The following is a 19,880-nucleotide window of genomic DNA, read 5'->3' as shown; positions in this document are numbered from 1 at the left end:
ATGACGAATGAAACAGCAATTTGATTTCACTTTTTGCGTAATTTTTTTTATTTTTTTTAATTTAGTCCTTTATCCACCATTTATTAGGCTCAATTATGGAGCCCAAAGAATCAACACGCACACCTTGTAGACGTTTATTAACAGCAGTAATGCTTTCTCTTTCCGCAAAAAAGATCATTGGAACCTCTTCATTCACTAGCTTCTGCCATTCATAATAGATTTGTTGTCGATAATCTCTATCATATGCCTTCATACTTGTGCCATCGCGAATCAATTCTTCATTCCGCTCCGAGGACCAACGTGGGTAGTTCCACAAATCATTCTCCCTCCAGAGACCTGAAGGATCAGGATCATTAGCTAATCCCCATACCCCGTTAAACAACTCAATGGACGGATCATCAGCCTCTACTGCTTCATAGAAGGTGTTGAGCTCTTTTAACGCCCCACCATTAAGCTGCACATCGAGTCCCACATTTCGCCAATCCTCCAGAATAGCAGCAGTTCGTAACTCCGCTGAATGACTGCCTAGCATAGAATCATAATGAATAACTAATTTTTCTCCTTTTTGATCCTCACGCAGCCCATCTCCATCAACATCTACAAAACCAGCCTCATCAAGCAGCTGCTTCGCTTTTTCCGGATCATAGGGATACGTATTAATCTGACTGTCAGGGATCTTCGCCCAGCTTGCACTGGAAACCGGAGTTTCTATAGGCTTGCCTAACCCATGAGAAAATGATTGAATGATCCCCTCCCGATCAAGTGCATAATACATCGCCTGACGTAATCTTTTATCCGCAAATTTAGGGTTATCCATTACGATTTTTTCAGCTTCACTATCCCAATACCCAAATTTAAACCCTATATACTCATAAGCAAGCTCATTTGATTGTAAAATATTAATATTATCGAGTTCGCTCAGCTTTTCATAAGTATCTCGTGGGGCATTCTCTATATCAATTACGCCTTGTTCAAACAGGCTGATGATTTCCTTGTCATCAAATACCTTATACAACACACCATCCAATAAAGCCTTACCTTTATAGTATTGATCAAAGCGCTTCATCTCGACCCGCTGGCCAGGTTCAATAAGGCTCACCTCAAAGGGGCCAATCCCAATCGGATTTTTTCGCATCTGATCACTCTCAGGCATATCCTTAACAGCGACTCCAGTATAATATTTTTTATTCATCGGATACGGCCATAGATTATCAATCGTATTTACGCGGGCAGCTGTCATTGTTATTTTCAAAGTATAAGGATCTATAACCTTAAGACCTGTTATATTCTTCGCCTCACCCTTATGATAGGCTTCTGCACCTTGAATCATTTCCACACTATAATAACGCGATCCGGTGTATTCTGGACTAGCAATAGTCTCCATCGCAAATTTCCAGTCCTCTACGGTCAGTTCATCTCCATTATGCCAACGGATTCCCGGTTTAATTTTAAAGGTAAATATTCTATGATCCTCGGACTCCTGCCAAGTGGCGATATTAGGAACCGTTGATAAATCATCATCTATCGTAAACATGGCCTCAGTAATAAACTCCAGCACATGAAAGTCATCTTCACCTTCATAAAAAGCAGGCTCAAAGAAGCCCATAAACGGCGATGAGTATCCATAAGTAACTACTCCGCCAGTCTGTGGCTTTTCGACCACCTCATTGTGATGTAAAGATAATGAATTACTGCTGGTACCTGCTCTGCTGCATGCTGACAATACAGTAGTCATCACGAGCATTGTTAACAAGAACCCGCATATCTTCTTATTCTTCATGTGTTCCTTCCCTTCTCTAGTTGAACGTATATCTACATATAAGCTATGGAATAAATATTTACTGTAACAAAGTTTTAGAATGGTTACAATAACTTCTAAGCTTTAGGCCTATACTCCTGCTTGAATTTACGCATATTTCATAGTATTTATAAAAAAAGAGGGACCTACCTCATAGGCAGATCCTTTTATTACATTATTCTTCATCCTTATGCGTAATTCTCAGGCCTTCGACATGCTTACGCTGCATCAATTTCCGCTTTTTACGGGTATCCTTGCTCTCAAAAATTATATCAAAGTCATATTCCTCAGGATACAGCTCATCTTTGGATAGATATGGTTTTAAACGTTTATGATTAATCCGCATTTTTTGCTTCTGGATCATCACTCCGACCATTCCTAAGTGATCTCTTTTCTCATAAACAATGCCTATCCGCCCCAGTGAAGTTACAAGAACAGCATCACCAATTTCATATTGGGTCTGCTTCTCCTTATCGCTCAGTGATTCCGCAGACTTTTCTTCTTTTTCAAAATCCTCTATAACAGGTGCAGTCTTCCCTTTCTCCCCCTCTTTGCTAAAAAGACTTGCCCATGCCGACCCATCACCTTTCTGCAGCCTTTGCTGCTGCGCCTCAACGATCTCCCACGATCGCTTGATAACGTTATCCTGGATACCCAGCTTTTTGGCAATTTGCAGAGCGTAACTCTCCCCCGCTTCTCCGATAGTCAGATGATACAACGGCTGCAGCGTTTCTTTGTCGAATTCCATTCGTGCATTTTGAAAACCGGCTGTCGCAGCGGCAAAGGCTTTTAGCTCATTAAAATGGGTTGTGACGATAATATTGGCCCCTTTACGGCTCAGCTCTTCCAGAATGGCGATTGAGAGGGCGATTCCTTCACCAGGGTCTGTACCTGCCGCCAGCTCGTCAATGAGCAGCAGCACCCCTTTAGAGGCATCTCTCAGCATTCCCTCAATACTCTTCATTTGTGCCGAAAATGTACTCAGTGATTGGGCCAAACTTTGTCCGTCTCCGATTACACTGATCACATCCGTAAAGACCGTAAACTCACTCCCCTCCTCGACCGGAATCAACAACCCGGATTGAGCCATGAGGGTCAGCAGCCCGAGGGTCTTGAGCACCACCGTTTTCCCGCCTGTATTTGGACCTGTAATGATTAGGGATTTATATCCCTTCCCTATCTCCAGGCTAATTGGAATCATGCCCTGCAGCATGGGATGTCTGCCTCCGTTCATCCTTAGAAAACCCCTATCATTTAGAGTAACCTCAGATGCTCCCAGCGTTCGTGCATATTTTGCTTTGGCAAAAATAAAATCATAGGTGCCTGTAACCTCGATATTTAGGCGCAGTGCAGTTTGTTCCTGTTCTACCATGCTGGTCAGCATACTGAGGATCACAGCTTCTTCACGCGCCTCTTCTCCTAATAACAGATCCAGCTCAATCTGCATGGAGGCGATCTCCTCTGGTTCAATGAACACCGTCTGTCCACTTGTGGATTGATCAAGTACCGATCCCTTTATTTGCCTATGATACTCCCGCTTTACGGGGATAACATATCGTCCACCACGCTGGCTATAAATATTCTCTTGCAAAATCGATTGATGGCGCGACATGATCCCGTCAATTTTTTTATGAAGACGTTCTTTAGCTACGCCAATCCGTTTACGAACCCGCTCTAACCCCTTACTAGCTCCATCATCAATCGCCCCAAAGCGGATACAACGATCAATTGCTTCCCGCACATGATTTAATTCCAGCAGCGAGGAAGCATAAGCAGCAATCCGGGGAGCACTTTGCTCTTTAGAAGCCATATATTTGCGCAATTGACTACAGCTCTTTAGAAATGTAGCCACTGCAGTGAAGTCTTGCTCACTGTACAAATATCCAGTCCCCATTAGTGACATGATCCACTCAATCCCCTCCAATGAAGGAATCGGTACACTGGACCCCCGCTCGAGCAGTTCTTTAGCTTCAGACGTTTCCTCCATCGCTCTTTGAATCGAAGGTAAATAGGTCATAGGCATAAGCTCTTCTACAGTTTTCTTTCCTACATAAGATACCGCATGACGGCTAAGCTCGGTTTTAATAATTTCGTATTCCAACGTGTTTAGACTTTGTAAATTCACAGCAAATCCTCCTTATTGATCTAACTTTTTTTGGAACTAAATCTCCCTAACGCAAAAAGGACAAAGAATGCCACTATGGCAGTCCTTGCCCTTCTTTTTGAGCTATTGTTCTCTGGCGTCTTAAGGTCCCCATAAAAGCCAGGGTGGCCGAAAAACAAAAAACCGTGCTCTAAGAGCACGGTTAATTACAAAGAGAACAACAGCCGTAAAGAGGCCATATGACGCTTCGTGTGTTCTTAACTAAATCATCCACTGTTAGGAACAACAGACCTCTGCGCGAAACGAACTCAAATAGAGCACGGAAACGCCAAAAGACGAGCCTGCTAAAGCCTTCCTAATCAAGTGTTATGAAATTGCTAGTTAAGAACGGTCACCAACATCAATATTTCCCCTTTTGTTATAGGATAGCTGTAATTTAACACATTCCAGATGGAACGTCAACGTAATCCACACGCTGGCTTTTCACAACAAAAAAGCAGCCGGTTTCCCGACTGCTTCTATAAAACGTCCTATTCCGTTGTGTAAGGAAGCAACGCGATTTGACGCGAGCGTTTTACAGCAATGGTAAGAGCGCGTTGGTATTTTGCACTTGTACCCGTTACACGACGTGGCAAAATCTTTCCACGTTCGCTGATGAACTTCTTAAGAAGTTCAGTATCTTTATAATCAATGTGAGTAATCTTGTTCACAGTGAAAAAGCAAACTTTTTTACGCTTGTTGCGTCCACCACGACGTGCTGGTCTTTTGTCGTTGTCAGCGCCTTCTCTTGGTTTAAAAGCCATATTCTTTTCAGTCCTTCCTAATTAAAATGGCAAATCATCATCCGATATATCAATCGGTTTACCATCGCCCGAAAAAGGATCTTGAGTATTGTTGTTACGCGAGAAATTATTGTTGTTATTTCCGCGTCCAGCGTTACCACCGCCACCATATGCTGGCTCTTCAGGCATACTACTTGCACCACTTGAAGTATTTCCACCTTCACGGCTTTGTGAAGATTCCAGGAAACGAACATTATCAGCAATAACTTCAGTTACGTATACACGTTTACCTTCGTTATTCTCATAGTTCCGCACTTGGATGCGTCCTTCCACTGCTGTCAGACGACCTTTGCGCAAATAATTGGCACAGGTTTCTGCTAGCTGTCTCCAGGTAACAACCGGGATGAAGTCTGCCTCACGTTCACCGTTCTGGCCCGTAAAGTTACGATCTACGGCAAGCGTAAATTGAGTTACGGCAACACCAGCGGGAGTATAACGAAGTTCCGGGTCACGGGTCAACCGTCCGATCAAAATGATACGGTTCAACAATTCTGGTCCCCTCCTTTAGAGCGATTCATTACAAAGCTTGTCAAGATCTTAAGCAACGTCGTTCGTAATGAGATAACGAATAACTTCGTCAGAAATCTTCATAAGACGTTCTAATTCAGTAACTACTGCAGGTTCTGCATTGAAGTTAACCAAAACATAAACGCCATCACGGAATTTCTTGATCTCATACGCAAGACGGCGTTTACCTTGCACTTCGTGCTTTGTAATTTCCCCGCCATTGGAGATGATGCCTTGGAATTTATCGACTGCTGCTTGAACAGCTTCTTGTTCAATGTCAGGACGAATAATGTACATCACTTCATATTTGCGCATAATTTTCACCTCCTTATGGTCTGAGGCCCCTAATCACGTCAGGAGCAAGGAACGAGCACAAACATAGACTCGCACCTGATTAATATACCAAAACGAGCAGCAGAGTGCAAGCAATATTAATACCGGACAACCTTCCACCCTCTTTTTACATGAAAAAAACCCTACCTGCGCACAATAATCAGTGAATTCATCTGCACTTAAGGAAGGAGCGATAATGATGGGCGAAAAGACAGAATATGAAAAAGGCGACAAAGCCCCCAATCCAGGCATGTATACAGAGGTAGGTGAAGCGCGAAGCTTCCACACCGAAATTCAGAATCCACAGCATATTAAAATGGAAAAAGGAGACACCTTCCCCGAGACCAGTAACAAAAATCGGAAGTGGAAAAAGGTTGAAAAAGCACGTGTACATTAAATAAAAATAAATGTGTATAAAAAAAACGACATTACACATACTATACTCAGGCAGTACAAAAGAGAGGTGTGGTTCCGTTGGCCGTCGTAGACGAACACAATCACAGGATATCTGATTCAGCATCTATTGTTAGCTGGGAATAGTAGTGGGTTATTGTCTAAAAAGCAGTAACCTCAGCAACGCCTAAATCACTTTAGTCGCTATATACAGAGAAATTCCAACATCATTGATGTACTGCCTCTTGAAGAAGGACCCGAAAGGGCCCTTCTTTTTGCATGTTATGATCTTTTGCAAACAGCTCAGTGGACACAAAAAAACCTCCGTTACAGGAACGAAGGATTCATTAAAATGTTATATTATGCTGAAGTGGCGGAGAGGGTGGGATTCGAACCCACGCACGCTGTGACACGCCTAACTGATTTCGAGTCAGCCCCCTTGGGCCTCTTGGGTACCTCTCCGCAGCAAAAATAATTGTATCATGCAGACATGCCATTTGCAAGCTTAATTATTGTCTGTATTTCCCTCTGCTGAACGCAGTACCTTCTTCATATTCTTCTCGAATTTCGCCCGGGGAATCAGAACACTATGCTGACATCCTGTACACTTAATGCGGATATCCATCCCCATGCGAATGATCTCCATCTCATTAGAACCGCAAGGGTGCTGTTTCTTCATCTGTACAATATCTCCAAGCTGAAAAACTTTACGTTCCACTACCCTTCCCCCTTTTTCCCCTCTTGTGTAGCTGCGATTTGGCGTCTTGATCCAGTGTCAGGCGTATCCGATACTTCCTGCTCATTTTCTGCTTTTGCCAGTTCAATTTCAGCCTTTGCTTCTTCTTCTGCCTTCAAACGCGCTTCCTCTTCGGCTAGAGCAGCTTGGGCCTGCTCTAGACTGCTGAGTTTCTCTAGTGCCTGCTTAATATCATTCTGAATCTGTCTCTCCGCAACCTCTTTTGCATTAGGTAAACAGCTAGCCGCTATACGAATTACATATTCCGAAGTACTCATGGACTGTATACCGAGCACATTAGGATAAGCAAGAACATTAGAGTTACGCTCTTCTATTCCTTTTAGCGCTTCTCCAATCAAACCTAGCGTGGCCTCCAAGCTCCGCTCCATTTTTACAGGAACATCAACTACAGCCAATGCATTCGAGAGAGAATAATTGGTCACGTTCGTGATTAATCCATTCGGGATAATAAATACTTCTCCAGTTGTGCTTAACAGTCTGGTTGTTCGCAGTCCAATTAATTCTACCGTTCCTTTATAGGTCCCCGTTTGAATTACATCACCCACTGCAAATTGATCCTCTAAAATAATAAAGAAACCTGTAATAACATCCTTCACCAAACTTTGTGCCCCAAAACCCACTGCTAAACCAAGCACACCCGCTCCAGCCAACAATGGTGCCAAATCGAAGTGGAACTCAGAAAGCACGAGCATGATCATCACAAAATTACAGATAACTGTCACTACATTTTTCATCAATTCCCCAACCGTAGTAAACCTTCGTGTGTTGGACAGAAGTCTGCCACCGGTTTTACGCTCAAGCGAACGATCAATAATATTAGAAACAATTTTAATAATAACCCGGGTTAAGAGAAAAATAACAAGAATCCGTAGACCCGCAAATAATACATCCGCCCACATATCAGCATCGGTAAACCAATTCCACACCTTATCTTTAAAGCGAATGGCATCTTTTAATGTATCCGCACCGGGTGTATCAGCCTCCAGTATCCACATATTCATCGCATGTACTCCTCCCTACCCCTAAATCAGTATGTAGTTCTCGTTGTGTTTTCCGTAGATGCCACGTATTTCTATTTCCTGCTCAACTATAATTCTTTTTACCTCTTCCAGCGCATTTTGAAAAAACTGAATTGAAATTGCACAGCCTGCGGTGATCTCCTTCGGAGTTGGAAATATATCAATTTCTATTTCAGCATACTCAAGCAGCATTTCAGCACGAAGCGCCTGCTGGGTGGAGTCAAACGCTATTAACATCTCATCCTGCATATACGTCAAGCCTCTCCATAGGTTTATCGTCCTATCTCTTGCTGCTGGAGTATAAAACCCCTCTTCTATCCATATACTAGATACCAACAAATAGAATCACCCTTAGAAAGGAAGATGGTATGAACTCCTCATCCAAGGCTACAGCAGCGCAAGAAACGTCCTGTTTAAAAATATCACATACAGATCCCGATATCTATTCCGCAATTACTCATCGGCTACTTTTTCACTTTTCACGCACGCGTCCAGAGACTCAAATTATCGTCATCTGTGTAGGCACTGATCGCTCCACCGGAGATTCTCTCGGTCCTCTTGTTGGTACTGCATTATCCCGTTTTCATAGTCCATTGTTTCATTTATACGGTACCCTTGAAGAACCGGTTCATGCCGTCAATCTTGAAGAGACTTTGTCTCTAATTAATGAAAAATATAATAACCCGTTTGTCATCGGAATAGATGCCTGCTTAGGTCACTCTACTAGTGTTGGCTGCATCCAAGTCGTTGAAGGTCCCCTCAGACCAGGAGCTGGCGTAAATAAACAATTGCCGCCGGTTGGAGATATCCATTTGACTGGAATCGTTAATGTCGGCGGCTTTATGGAGTATTTCGTATTGCAGAATACACGGCTAAGTCTAGTCATGCGATTATCTGATATTATCGCTACAAGTCTATATTCTGCTTTAAAACAATGGAACCTGCATGCTACTTCTGCTGCAACGCGAGAGTTATAACTTCTTTTTCTTCAGGCGATAAGGCATATTGTGATTCCCCATTTTGCATAGGCTTGGAGTAAATATATGAGTTCTCACGATTATGAAGGCTGGTTAATACAATGCCACTGCTATTGTCATCCAGAATAGCCACCGAGAAGCTCAAATCATTACCACGTTCACCGAAGGCATTATAACGCTTCAGAGCGATATTTGACTTCATGCCGCGGATTTTGACTTGGGTAGCTTCTATCAACGCTTTTTGCTCACGTTGTTCTTCTTCCAGCATGTCGCTTTGGTTCTTCAGATCAACCAGAAGGCCTTCCAGATCCTCCACACCGCTTCCTGCCATCATGGCCTCATATTTGCGCCGTATAGTCCGCAGCTTAGCTCCCTGGGCGATTACAGTCACTATCAATACTAGCATAATTACTACGAAACCAAACACAAACCACTGCAACTGTTCATTAATTAATTGATTCATTTCAGACATGAATGGACCATCCTTTTTATTTATCTGCTGCGGGCATCAGCCATATAACTCATCCATAGCAGCTAGCATTCTGCTTATATTATGCTCTGTTGTATCTACGCCTACACTCGCCCGAACAGCACCACTTTCTAGTGTATCAACAGCCTTATGTGCCAGTGGGGTACAATGCATACCCGCTCTGACGGCTATTTTATACTCACGATCTAGACGGTGGGCTATATTCGCCGATTCTTCCCCATCCACTACAAACGACACAATTCCAGTTCTCGGAGCCCCTAATGTGGGCCCTAACAGTTTAATGTTTGGAATATGGGACAAGCCCTCCATCAGCAGTTGAGTCAGCTTCCACTCTCTTTCGTGGATAACGTTTGTCCCTATCGATTTTACCTTTTGAACACCGGCTAGTAAACCAGCAATTCCTACCGCATTTTGCGTTCCCGCTTCATACCGATCTGGGCGAACAGAGGGTTGTTCACTATTCTCAGATTGACTGCCTGTCCCTCCATGCATTAAGGGCTCGAGATCCAATTCAGGTGATATATAGAGCCCACCAGTCCCTTGTGGTCCAAGCAATCCTTTATGCCCGGGAAAAGCTAATAAGTCAATATTCATCTTTTTCACATCAATATCAAGCGAGCCTGCACTTTGAGCAGCATCCACTAGAAATATAGCACCCTTTGCTTTAGCTAGATCCCCGATTTCACCAATGGGAAGTATACTACCTAATAAGTTGGAGCTATGATTACAAATTACCATTTTAGTGATTGGTCGAAACGCTTTGTCCAATTCGTTCAAATCCAATTGCCCTTCTCGATCCACCTTCAGATAATCAACACTTATCCCTAGTGACTTACGTAAATATTCCAAAGGTCTCCGCACAGAATTGTGTTCAGTCATTGTAGAGATTACATGATCCCCTGCTTTGAGTGTACCTCTAATCGCCATATTTAATGCCATCGTAGTGTTTTGGGTAAACGCTATGTCTTGTGCATTAGAAACCCCAAACAACTCCGCCAGCAAACTCCGGGCTCTCACCAACACCCGTCCGCTTCCCATGGCCAACGAATAATTCCCTCTACCAGCATTTGCTCCCGACTGCAAAGCATTCATCATCGCAGCTGCCACCTCTGGAGGTTTAGGCCAGGACGTAGCCGCATGATCCAAATATACGAAGTCTTCCATAACCCCGCTCCTCGTCTCATACTCTTTTTCATTAAGAAGAAACAACGTTGTCGCCCTTTATTGATAATAACCTTATTTGTAGAAAATATAAGAATAATATTCAGCTGCACTTTATACATCCTTATATTTTGAAAAAACATACCCCTACTCATCCGATTACGGATAGCTCAGGATATGTTCTTGGCATAGATACCCATTTAGTTACCCAATAATTCTAACAATCTTTCTAAGTCCTGCGCACTGTAGTAATTCAGTTCAATCTTCCCTTTTTCCTTACCTTGTTTTATCTTAACCGTTGTTTTAAACCGTTCACGTAATACTTCCTCTACATTATCAATATAGGGATCACGTTTAACAACTTTAATCTTTGTACCGTTCGTTGGCTTTCGATCCAGATTTTTCACTGTTTCTTCAAGCTCTCTTACGCTCCATTGCTGTTCCACGCATTGTTCAGCCAATTGTTTAATAACTTCCGGATCTTTCAGGGCAACAATAGCTCGTGCATGTCCCATAGACATTGTTCCACGTGAAACATATTCTTTTACTTCTTCCGGTAAAGTAAGCAATCTTAGGAAGTTAGCGATGTGTGATCTGGACTTTCCAACTTTAAGTGATAGCTCTTCTTGTGTGAGTGAAAATTGATCCATCAAACCTTGATAAGCAACTGCGATTTCCATTGCATTTAAATTTTCACGTTGCAAGTTCTCAATCAGGGCGATCTCCATGACCTGTTGATCACTTAGATTTCTTACGACTGCTGGAATCGTAGGTTTACCACAATATTGCGATGCCCGGAATCTGCGTTCACCGGCAATGATTTCATACCCCTTCAAAACACTCCGTACAATGATCGGTTGAATCACGCCATGTTGTCTGATGGACTCAGCCAATTCCTGGATTGCTTCTTCATTGAAATCCTTGCGTGGTTGATAAGGGTTAGCCCGTAATTGAGCTAATGGGATTTCTACTACCTTATCATCTTCATTAATAGATAAAGAAGGAATCAGAGCATCCAGACCTTTTCCTAAACGTTTACTCATAAGAAATCACTTCCTTTGCCAACTCTAAATACACTTCTGCTCCCTTTGAGCGAGGATCATAAGTAATAATGGATTGTCCATGAGACGGTGCCTCACTTAAGCGGACATTCCGAGGAATGATAGTTCTGTAAACTTTTTCCTGAAAATACTTTTTAACCTCTTCGATGACTTGGATCCCTAGATTCGTACGGGCATCCAACATGGTTAATAGTACTCCCTCTATTTTTAAATGCGGATTAAGATTTTTTTGTACTAGACGCACGGTGTTTAAAAGCTGACTCAACCCTTCGAGCGCATAATATTCACATTGAATCGGAATGATTACCGAATCAGCAGCTGTAAGGGAATTGATCGTCAAAATCCCAAGGGATGGAGGACAATCAATGATGATATAGTCATAATTATTTTTAACCGCATTTAGGGCTTTTTTCAATTTCAACTCTCTGGAAATCGTTGATACTAATTCGATCTCCGCCCCCGCTAATTGAATGGTTGCCGGGATGATGTGCAGTCCTTCATTTTGAGTTTCAAGTATCGTTTCTAGAGGATTTACTTCATTAATGAGAATGTCATATATACAATTCGCTACGTCCGCCTTGTTGATGCCAACGCCGCTGGTAGTGTTACCTTGAGGATCGATATCAACTAGAAGCACTCTTTTTCCTAATGTAGCCATACCGGCACCTAGGTTCACAGAGGATGTTGTTTTACCGACACCGCCTTTTTGATTTGCTATGGCAATAATCTTGGACACTAATTTCACCTCGAATAGTTAGGAAGAATCTTCTCGTAGATCGCAAGTATAAACGGCCAAACTATGTTACTTTATATGAGCTAAAACTCTAAAATGCAGGACTGAGCAATACATCCTGGTTTAAGTCACACAAAAGGCGGCCAATCACTTTAAGGCCGCCTTCAGCTTTTGAAACAATTTATCTTTTGGGGATCTGGATTACAATCTCGTAATGGTCACCACGGTCATTTTCTGACGTTTTGATTTCCATACCTGAGCCTGACACCATATCAATAGATTGACGAATTGTATTAAGAGCTAGACGAACATCCTTGGTATAGGAGACCCGTTTTGACTTTTTAGTTTGCGAAACTTGTTTATAGAAAGCAATACGAGCTTCCGTCTGTTTAACATTTAATCCTTTTGCAATAATCTCTGCCAAAACTTTTAATTGCATTTCCACACTATCCAGTGATAAGAGTGAACGCGCATGTCTTTCGGAAATCTGACGTTCCATCAACGCTGTCTTAACCTCTTCAGGTAAGTGGAGTAAACGAATCTTATTCGCAATAGTCGACTGACTCTTGCCTAAGCGTTGTGCTAAGCTTTCTTGTGTTAATTGATGAAGATCAATTAACTTCTGATAAGCGACAGCTTCTTCTATGGAGGTCAAACCTTCACGCTGTAGATTTTCTATGAGCGCAATAGATGCTGCCTGAGAATCATTGAACTCACGGACAATAGCAGGGATCGTCTCTAAACCAAGCTTTTTAACTGCCCGCCAGCGCCGTTCACCTGCGATGATCTCATATATGGAATCTCGCATACGTACAACAATAGGCTGAATGACACCATGAGTTTTAATTGTCTGACATAACTCATCAATTTTGTCATCATCGAATATAGTCCGTGGTTGGTACGGACTGCTAACGACCTCATGAACTGGTATTTGTTTGATTTCTTCTCCGCTGCTCCGCTCGTTAAACCCAAATAGCTTGGTAAATTGTTCTTTCATTCCGTTCATAACCACCTAATTTCGTTATAGTACGATCTTCTTGACCTTCTTCACGGAAAGCATATCGTACAGCAATCTAAAACATTCTGATATTATGGAATTACCTGTAATGAACAGGCATCATAATCTCTCCTTCTTTCGAACAAGAGTACAGAGAAGGAGTTATATACAAAATTAAAGTCTACTATGCTATTCTATCACTTTTCTCCACATAATCATATTCTCCGTAAAGACCTATTTTTCCTGCATTTTTACAGGTGCAACAACCAAATCAGCTTATAAATCTAATTTTCATCTAATTTGATATTTATCGATTTTTGTTATCATCATCTTCATAAAAAAAGAGCATTCCCTTTGTTCAAAGAGAATGCTCCTAAAGGAACTTTGAGTATCGGCAATGTTTCACGTGAAACATTATTTTATCAATGGCATTTTGGCAGGAATTCCCGCTTTTCTTGGGTATTTAGCTGGTGTTGCTCCTGTCTTCCGGATCATAACAATATGTCGATCCGACTCCTCCACTGGTAAGCTGAACGACTCCACTTTGCTGAGTTCAGCACGAAGCTCTTTTAAGCTGTACTTAGCTTCGCTTAATTCCTCTGAAGGATCGCTGCCCTTCATTGCAGCGAACACCCCATCTTTGCGTGTGAAGGGAAGACAAAATTCATTCAATAAAGACAGTCTTGCTACCGCACGTGCTGTAACCAAATCATAGGCATCACGATGAGTGAACTTGCGCGCGACATCCTCTGCCCGCCCATGGATCAATTGTACATCAGTTAATCCCAATGTCGTACTTACATGCTGCAGAAATGAAATTCGTTTATTGAGCGAATCAACAATCGTTAGCTTCAAATGAGGAAAACATATTTTAAGTGGGATTCCTGGAAACCCAGCTCCTGAACCGATATCTGCGAGATTGGTGATCTCGTTAATATCAAGGAAAAAAGCTAATGAAATAGAATCATAGAAATGCTTCGTATATACCTGCTCTCGCTCAGTTATACCCGTGAGATTCATTTTTTCATTCCAGGTTACGAGTTCCTTATAATACAGATCAAATTGTGCTAACTGTTCTGCTGTAAGGGATATGCCTCGTTCCTGTAATAGTTGTGTGAATTGAACTTCCGTATTATCCATAGCTTATCCTTTCGCCGCGGTTACCCGGTTGTAATGCTCAAGATATACAAGAAGAATGGAAATATCAGCAGGTGTAACTCCCGCAATCCGAGAAGCCTGCCCGATAGAGATCGGGTGAATCTTAGTCAGCTTCTGCCGCGCTTCCATCGCTAATCCATGGATTTCATTATAATTAATGTCATCTGGAATTTTTTTCTTCTCCATCTTTTGCAGGCGCTCCACATGTTGAAGTTGTTTTTCTATATATCCGGCATATTTAATTTGGATTTCTACTTGCTCCTTCATTTCTGCATCCAGCATCTCTGGTGATGGTGATACTTGATCAACAAAACTATATACAAGCTCTGGGCGCCGCATCAGAACAAGCAAATTACTGCCATCTACAATAGGTGCCGATTCATATTGCGCTAGTACTTGGTTTACATCAACAGGTTTAACCTTTGTTTCTTGCAGACGAACAATTTCACGCTCCACCCGTTCTTTCTTATCTGTGAAGTTATCGAAACGCTCCTGTGTGATCAAACCAATGTCATAACCGATAGGTGTAAGTCTTAGATCTGCATTGTCATGGCGAAGCAACAAACGATATTCTGCACGTGAAGTAAGCAGACGGTAAGGTTCATTCGTTCCCTTAGTCACGAGATCATCAATGAGTACACCAATGTATCCCTGTGAACGATCTAGGATTACGGGTTCTTTGTCTTGCACTTTGCGTGCTGCATTAATTCCAGCCATAACCCCTTGGCCTGCTGCTTCCTCATAACCGGAAGTGCCATTGATTTGTCCAGCAGTGAACAGACCTGGAAGACGTTTGGTTTCAAGAGATGGCCATAGCTGTGTAGGAACCATTGCATCATATTCAATAGCATAGCCGTTACGCATCATCTCTACCTTTTCCATACCAGGAATGGAACGTAAGATAGCTAGCTGTACATCCTCAGGAAGACTAGTGGACAGACCTTGTACATAGTATTCCGATGTATTTTTTCCCTCTGGCTCTAAAAAGATCTGATGCTTAGATTTATCACTGAATCTTACGACCTTATCTTCTATAGAAGGGCAATAACGTGGGCCAGTTCCTTCGATAATACCTGTGAACATCGGCGCACGATGAAGGTTATCATTAATAATCTGATGAGTAACCTCAGAGGTATACGTTAACCAACAAGGAAGCTGTTCGTTATCGGATGATTTCGTTTCGAACGAAAAGAATTTCGGTTCATCGTCCCCTGGTTGAATTTCTGTCTTAGAGAAATCGATCGTATCACGATGTACACGTGGTGGAGTACCTGTTTTAAAACGAACCAATTCAAACCCAAGCTCCCGTAAGTTCTCAGAAAGCTTCACGGATGGCTGTTGATTGTTAGGTCCACTTTCATATGTTAGCTCACCCATAATCACTTTACCACGCAGGTAAGTACCTGTTGTCAGGATAACAGTCTTACTATGGTATTCGGTTCCGGTCTTCGTAACTACACCTACACAACGTCCATCCTCAACGATTAAACGCTCAACCATCCCTTGACGAAGTGTCAAATTAGGCGTTTTCTCCATAGTTTCCTTCATTGTATGTTGATAAAGGAATTTATCAGCTTGTGCACGTAAAGCATGTACAGCTGGTCCTTTACCTGTATTCAGCATACGCAGTTGAATGAATGTCTTATCTATATTGCGGCCCATTTCTCCGCCAAGCGCATCAATTTCACGCACTACATGTCCTTTGGCAGGTCCGCCTATGGACGGATTGCAGGGCATGAATGCAACCATATCCAGGTTAATTGTGATCATTAACGTACTGCAACCCATCCGGGCTGCAGCCAGTGCTGCTTCACAGCCAGCATGACCAGCGCCAATGACGATAACGTCATAGTTGCCTCCATCATAACTCATGTCCTGTTTCCCCCTTGAAATTATATTAAATCGTGAATCTTATTTTCCTAAACAAAATTGTGAGAATATTTGGTCTAACAAAGAGTCAGCTGCAGTATCGCCAATTATTTCCCCAAGCTGTTCCCATGCGAGCCGTACATCGATTTGAATCATATCAATCGGTATATACTGTTCTGCAGCATCGTATGCATCTTGAAGTGATTTATAGGCTTTTTTGAGCAGGGCTATATGTCTCACATTACTCACATATGTCAAGTCACCCGATTCCAGCTTTCCACCAAAAAAGAGTGTCGAAATGGCATCTTCAAGTTTGTCTAGACCTTCCTCTTCCAGAACGGACATCGGTACAATGTTAGACTCTTCAAAAAATGAGAGCAACTTATCCTTATCCAGTTTGGGCGGTAAGTCCATTTTATTCATGATTACTAGGCACTGTCTACCGTGGATTTGTTCCATCAATGCCAATTCATCCTCATGCAGCTCTTCATTAGCATTCAGCACAAGTAGAATCAGGTCGGCGTCACTAACTGCCGCTTTGGAGCGCTCCACCCCAATTTTCTCAACAACATCCATCGTTTCACGAATTCCCGCTGTATCGAGCAGCTTAAGCGGTATATTATTTATCGTTATAAATTCTTCTATTACATCACGTGTTGTTCCTGGAATATCTGTTACAATCGCTTTGTTATCACGCGCTAATGCGTTTAGCAATGATGATTTACCAACGTTCGGACGTCCGACAATAGCTGTCGTAATCCCTTCACGAAGTATTTTTCCTTCATTAGATGTCTTAAGCAGCTTTGTTATTCCCTCCATAACCTCACTGCTTTTATCTTTAATAAATTCAGCTGTCATGGATTCTACATCATGTTCTGGATAATCTATATTCACTTCAATATGAGCCAGCATCTCAATAAGTGTATGGCGTAAAGCATGAATTCGATCCGATAAGGATCCGCTAACCTGTTTTAAAGCTACAGAAAAAGCCCGGTCAGACTTAGAGCGAATCAGATCAATAACAGCCTCAGCCTGCGATAAATCGATACGTCCGCCCAAGAAAGCACGCTTGGTGAACTCCCCCGGCTCGGCTAACCTTATCTCCTGCTGCAGAAGTAAATCCATCACTCTTCTTACAGAAATTACACCGCCATGAGCACTGATCTCTACTACATCCTCTGTCGTAAAAGAACGTGGTCCTTTCATAACGGTTACCAACACTTCTTCCATCTTCTCTCCGTTATCAGGACTGACGATATGTCCGTAATGAACGGTATGCGATTCCGCTTCAGTTAATGGAACTCGGCTACGAAATAATGGTGCCACTTGGGAAATAGCCTGTGGGCCACTTACCCGAATAATAGCAATTCCTCCCTCGCCTAATGCCGTCGATACGGCAGCAATGGTGTCACTAAGCATGCTGTTTTTCACCCCAAAACTTATATTTTTTGAATAGAAACGTTCTTTTATTTTTAAAAAAACAATGACCCCTTACATTGGTCAAGGAGTCATTGCATCCATATAGTCTTTACTTCAAGGTTATAACGACGCGGCGATTTGGCTCTTCGCCTTTACTGAGGGTACTCACTTGCCGGTGATCCTGTAACCTGGAGTGGATAATCTTGCGCTCCTGAGGAGACATTGGCTCCAATACAACCTCTTTACGAGTGCGAATTACACGTCCGGCTAAACGATCAGCCAGCTCTTCAAGCGTTTTTTTACGGCGCTCACGGAAGTTCTCTGCATCTAACACAAGCCGTATAAAACTGTCGGAATAACGGTTAGCTACAATATTAGCCAAATACTGTAGAGCATCGAGAGTTTGTCCTCTTCTGCCAATTAACAGTCCCAAATCTGGACCGGAAATTTGCAGAATCGTGGATTCCTTGGTGTGGACGATTTCTACCTCCACTTCGAGCCCCATGCTCTTAGCGACATCCACAATGAAATGAACGGCTTCTTGGTAAGCTTCCTCCACCGGTTGTCCGGAATCTTGGCGTGGCACACCGCCGATGGCCTCCTGTTTGCTCTCTCTTGCTGACTGTTGAGGCAGTGACGGAGCACTCGCCGCTGATGCCGGTGCGGCTTCGGCTATCAAGGTTAGTTCAACCTTGGCACCTTTCGCACCGATCAATCCCAGGAATCCTCTTGATGGCTGCTCAAGTACGTTGACCGTTACCCGGTCCTTTTGAACTCCAAGCTGGGTTAGTCCCCGTTCTACAGCTTCTTCAATGGTTTTCCCTGTTGCGACGACTTTGCTCATTTTGACTTTTTGGCTCCCTTCGATGACTTGTTGCCGCCTTTGCTCTTCGGAGCAGGACTGGAGTCATCTGTACTTTTTACAGCACTTGCGATTGCCAATTTGTGTTTATCGTTGTTGCGGTATAAGAAGTAGTTCTGAATAATAGTGTAAAGGTTACTGTACACCCAGTATAGTGGCAAGGCTGCAGGGAAATTGTACGACATCACGAAGATCAGAACTGGATAGATCATCATCATGAACTGCATTGGCCCTTGTTGTTGCACTGGGTTCATTTTGGTCATCATTCTAGTTTGAATAAATGTTGTTAATGCTGCTAGCACTGGCAAGATAAACAGATGATCCGGTTTACCTAGCTCCAGCCACAAGAAGGTGTGCTCCCGTAGATGTGGATTATAGTAGATCGAGTTGTAGAGAGCGATAAAGATAGGCATTTGTACGATCAGCGGTAAACAACCCGCCATTGGGTTAACCTTATTTTCTTGGAACAAACGCATTGTTTCTTGCTGCACCTTTTCAGGTGTGTCTTTATATTTTTTCTGGATCTTTTGGAGTTCCGGTTGAATGGCTTGCATTGCACGCGAGCTCTTCACCTGTTTAATAGTAAGCGGAAGAATCAACGTGCGGACAATAATAACCATCACAAGTACGGCTAAACCATATTCTCCGTTAAACCAATCTGCAAACTTGTCCAAGGCAATGGCGAAATAATACACTACATTACTTTGCCAGAAGCCTCCATTCTTCAAATCCTCCGTAGTGTGCGTGACAGCAGCCGACGGAGCGCATCCCGACAGAACAGCTAACGACAACACCATTACCGTGATGAGGAGAAACCATTTTCCTCGTCTAGTCTTCATTAGAGACACTTCAAAACCCCTCTCTTAAACATTCCATTCCACCGTAAATCATACCATAATTATGAATACAAATAAACAAGCCTCTTAAGCACCCTTTATTTGCGGGAAGCCTTGAGTAGCTTGGCTTTACGAAGCACATGCAGCACACTTTTTTCGAGCTCTGCATACTCCATGGAAAGCGCTCCTTTTCTTACGATAAACACCATGTCTAAGCCACCTGCAATCTCAGGTTCATGGTGACGGACGATTTCCTTAACTAATCTTCTCATACGGTTACGGACAACCGCGTTTCCGACCTTTTTGCTAACAGACACACCTACTCTAAATCGCTCTACCTCTTTTTTGCCAAACCAATACACTACAAATTGATGATTCGCAAATGACTTCCCATGGCGGTATACACGACTGAAGTCGGCACGGTTTCGTAAACGTAACTTTTTGTGCACGGGAATCTCCTTCATAAAAATCCGGTTTAAGTGTCCCTCCGAATTTTTTCTTCTAATAGTATAGGCATTTGCAAGCAGCCATAAACGACCACATTTGCTGTGCTGAAATTAAGCT

General features: G+C 42.7%; 21 protein-coding genes and 1 tRNA gene. 2 read left to right on the top strand and 20 right to left on the bottom strand.

Annotated features, from left to right (window positions below):
• Positions 1-61 precede the first annotated feature (61 nt).
• From opp4A to rpsF, 5 genes are all read right to left on the bottom strand, one after another.
• Positions 62-1,780 carry an oligopeptide ABC transporter substrate-binding protein gene (gene opp4A / locus MHH63_RS24255; RefSeq protein WP_076278205.1) on the bottom strand — a complete coding sequence of 573 codons (1,719 nt, stop codon included), beginning with the start codon at positions 1,778-1,780 and terminating at the stop codon, positions 62-64.
• Between the two features lie 193 nt (positions 1,781-1,973).
• Entirely contained in the window at positions 1,974-3,923 is a 1,950-nt protein-coding gene (locus MHH63_RS24250) for an endonuclease MutS2 (protein ID WP_076278204.1), read from the bottom strand.
• A 509-nt stretch (positions 3,924-4,432) separates the two neighbouring features.
• Positions 4,433-4,705: a 30S ribosomal protein S18 gene (rpsR, locus tag MHH63_RS24245; RefSeq protein ID WP_036651767.1), complete on the bottom strand. Its 273-nt coding sequence runs from the start codon at positions 4,703-4,705 to the stop codon at positions 4,433-4,435.
• A 21-nt stretch (positions 4,706-4,726) separates the two neighbouring features.
• Entirely contained in the window at positions 4,727-5,233 is a 507-nt protein-coding gene (ssb, locus tag MHH63_RS24240) for a single-stranded DNA-binding protein (protein WP_036677780.1), read from the bottom strand.
• A gap of 48 nt (positions 5,234-5,281) precedes the next feature.
• The gene (rpsF, locus tag MHH63_RS24235; protein WP_036677776.1) at positions 5,282-5,566 is read right to left on the bottom strand and encodes a 30S ribosomal protein S6; all 285 of its coding nucleotides are present in this window, start codon (positions 5,564-5,566) and stop codon (positions 5,282-5,284) included.
• Positions 5,567-5,783: 217 nt separating this feature from the next.
• On the opposite strand from rpsF, the gene MHH63_RS24230 reads away from it, so the two are divergent.
• Positions 5,784-5,981, top strand: coding sequence for a YjzC family protein (locus MHH63_RS24230; protein ID WP_036677774.1), 198 nt, complete (start codon positions 5,784-5,786; stop codon positions 5,979-5,981).
• A gap of 367 nt (positions 5,982-6,348) precedes the next feature.
• Here the strand turns inward: MHH63_RS24230 and MHH63_RS24225 are convergent.
• From MHH63_RS24225 to MHH63_RS24210, 4 genes are all read right to left on the bottom strand, one after another.
• Positions 6,349-6,439, bottom strand: a tRNA-Ser gene (locus MHH63_RS24225).
• 43 nt (positions 6,440-6,482) lie between these two features.
• Positions 6,483-6,695: a DUF951 domain-containing protein gene (locus tag MHH63_RS24220; RefSeq protein ID WP_036677772.1), complete on the bottom strand. Its 213-nt coding sequence runs from the start codon at positions 6,693-6,695 to the stop codon at positions 6,483-6,485.
• The gene (locus tag MHH63_RS24215; protein WP_076305873.1) at positions 6,695-7,735 is read right to left on the bottom strand and encodes a mechanosensitive ion channel family protein; all 1,041 of its coding nucleotides are present in this window, start codon (positions 7,733-7,735) and stop codon (positions 6,695-6,697) included. Before MHH63_RS24215 ends, MHH63_RS24220 begins: the two co-directional genes overlap by 1 nt.
• A 21-nt stretch (positions 7,736-7,756) precedes the next feature.
• Positions 7,757-8,002 (bottom strand): DUF3343 domain-containing protein, encoded by a 246-nt coding sequence (locus tag MHH63_RS24210; protein ID WP_076124321.1) that lies wholly within the window; start codon positions 8,000-8,002, stop codon positions 7,757-7,759.
• 119 nt (positions 8,003-8,121) lie between these two features.
• Here MHH63_RS24210 and yyaC point away from each other — a divergent pair, with 119 nt between their 5' ends.
• The gene (yyaC, locus tag MHH63_RS24205; protein ID WP_036677770.1) at positions 8,122-8,730 is read left to right on the top strand and encodes a spore protease YyaC; all 609 of its coding nucleotides are present in this window, start codon (positions 8,122-8,124) and stop codon (positions 8,728-8,730) included.
• Here the strand turns inward: yyaC and MHH63_RS24200 are convergent.
• The 11 genes from MHH63_RS24200 to rnpA form a co-directional block, all read right to left on the bottom strand.
• Positions 8,702-9,202: a DUF4446 family protein gene (locus MHH63_RS24200; protein ID WP_036677768.1), complete on the bottom strand. Its 501-nt coding sequence runs from the start codon at positions 9,200-9,202 to the stop codon at positions 8,702-8,704. The genes yyaC and MHH63_RS24200 overlap by 29 nt on opposite strands.
• A gap of 36 nt (positions 9,203-9,238) precedes the next feature.
• Positions 9,239-10,384: an aminotransferase class V-fold PLP-dependent enzyme gene (locus MHH63_RS24195; RefSeq protein WP_340011686.1), complete on the bottom strand. Its 1,146-nt coding sequence runs from the start codon at positions 10,382-10,384 to the stop codon at positions 9,239-9,241.
• 197 nt (positions 10,385-10,581) lie between these two features.
• Entirely contained in the window at positions 10,582-11,424 is an 843-nt protein-coding gene (locus MHH63_RS24190) for a ParB/RepB/Spo0J family partition protein (RefSeq protein ID WP_036677764.1), read from the bottom strand.
• On the bottom strand, positions 11,417-12,178 hold the full coding sequence (locus MHH63_RS24185) for a ParA family protein (protein WP_036677762.1): 762 nt from the start codon (positions 12,176-12,178) through the stop codon (positions 11,417-11,419). The genes MHH63_RS24190 and MHH63_RS24185 overlap by 8 nt, the downstream gene beginning before the upstream one ends.
• A gap of 178 nt (positions 12,179-12,356) precedes the next feature.
• The gene (noc, locus tag MHH63_RS24180; RefSeq protein WP_036677760.1) at positions 12,357-13,172 is read right to left on the bottom strand and encodes a nucleoid occlusion protein; all 816 of its coding nucleotides are present in this window, start codon (positions 13,170-13,172) and stop codon (positions 12,357-12,359) included.
• 414 nt (positions 13,173-13,586) lie between these two features.
• Positions 13,587-14,312 carry a 16S rRNA (guanine(527)-N(7))-methyltransferase RsmG gene (gene rsmG / locus MHH63_RS24175; protein ID WP_076218353.1) on the bottom strand — a complete coding sequence of 242 codons (726 nt, stop codon included), beginning with the start codon at positions 14,310-14,312 and terminating at the stop codon, positions 13,587-13,589.
• Positions 14,313-14,315: 3 nt separating this feature from the next.
• Complete coding sequence (gene mnmG / locus MHH63_RS24170) at positions 14,316-16,202, bottom strand: tRNA uridine-5-carboxymethylaminomethyl(34) synthesis enzyme MnmG (protein ID WP_036677754.1); 1,887 nt, start codon at positions 16,200-16,202, stop codon at positions 14,316-14,318.
• Between the two features lie 39 nt (positions 16,203-16,241).
• Complete coding sequence (gene mnmE, locus MHH63_RS24165) at positions 16,242-17,618, bottom strand: tRNA uridine-5-carboxymethylaminomethyl(34) synthesis GTPase MnmE (RefSeq protein WP_076124328.1); 1,377 nt, start codon at positions 17,616-17,618, stop codon at positions 16,242-16,244.
• A gap of 109 nt (positions 17,619-17,727) precedes the next feature.
• Positions 17,728-18,462, bottom strand: coding sequence for an RNA-binding cell elongation regulator Jag/EloR (jag, locus tag MHH63_RS24160; protein ID WP_036677749.1), 735 nt, complete (start codon positions 18,460-18,462; stop codon positions 17,728-17,730).
• Complete coding sequence (locus tag MHH63_RS24155; RefSeq protein WP_076124330.1) at positions 18,459-19,328, bottom strand: YidC/Oxa1 family membrane protein insertase; 870 nt, start codon at positions 19,326-19,328, stop codon at positions 18,459-18,461. The genes jag and MHH63_RS24155 overlap by 4 nt, the downstream gene beginning before the upstream one ends.
• A gap of 86 nt (positions 19,329-19,414) precedes the next feature.
• Positions 19,415-19,765, bottom strand: coding sequence for a ribonuclease P protein component (gene rnpA, locus MHH63_RS24150; RefSeq protein WP_036677842.1), 351 nt, complete (start codon positions 19,763-19,765; stop codon positions 19,415-19,417).
• Positions 19,766-19,880: the final 115 nt, after the last annotated feature.

It is taken from the genome of Paenibacillus sp. FSL H3-0310, assembly GCF_038002785.1.
GTDB classification, from domain to species: domain Bacteria; phylum Bacillota; class Bacilli; order Paenibacillales; family Paenibacillaceae; genus Paenibacillus_AQ; species Paenibacillus_AQ odorifer.
This window is presented reverse-complemented; position numbering and strand designations above follow the sequence as displayed.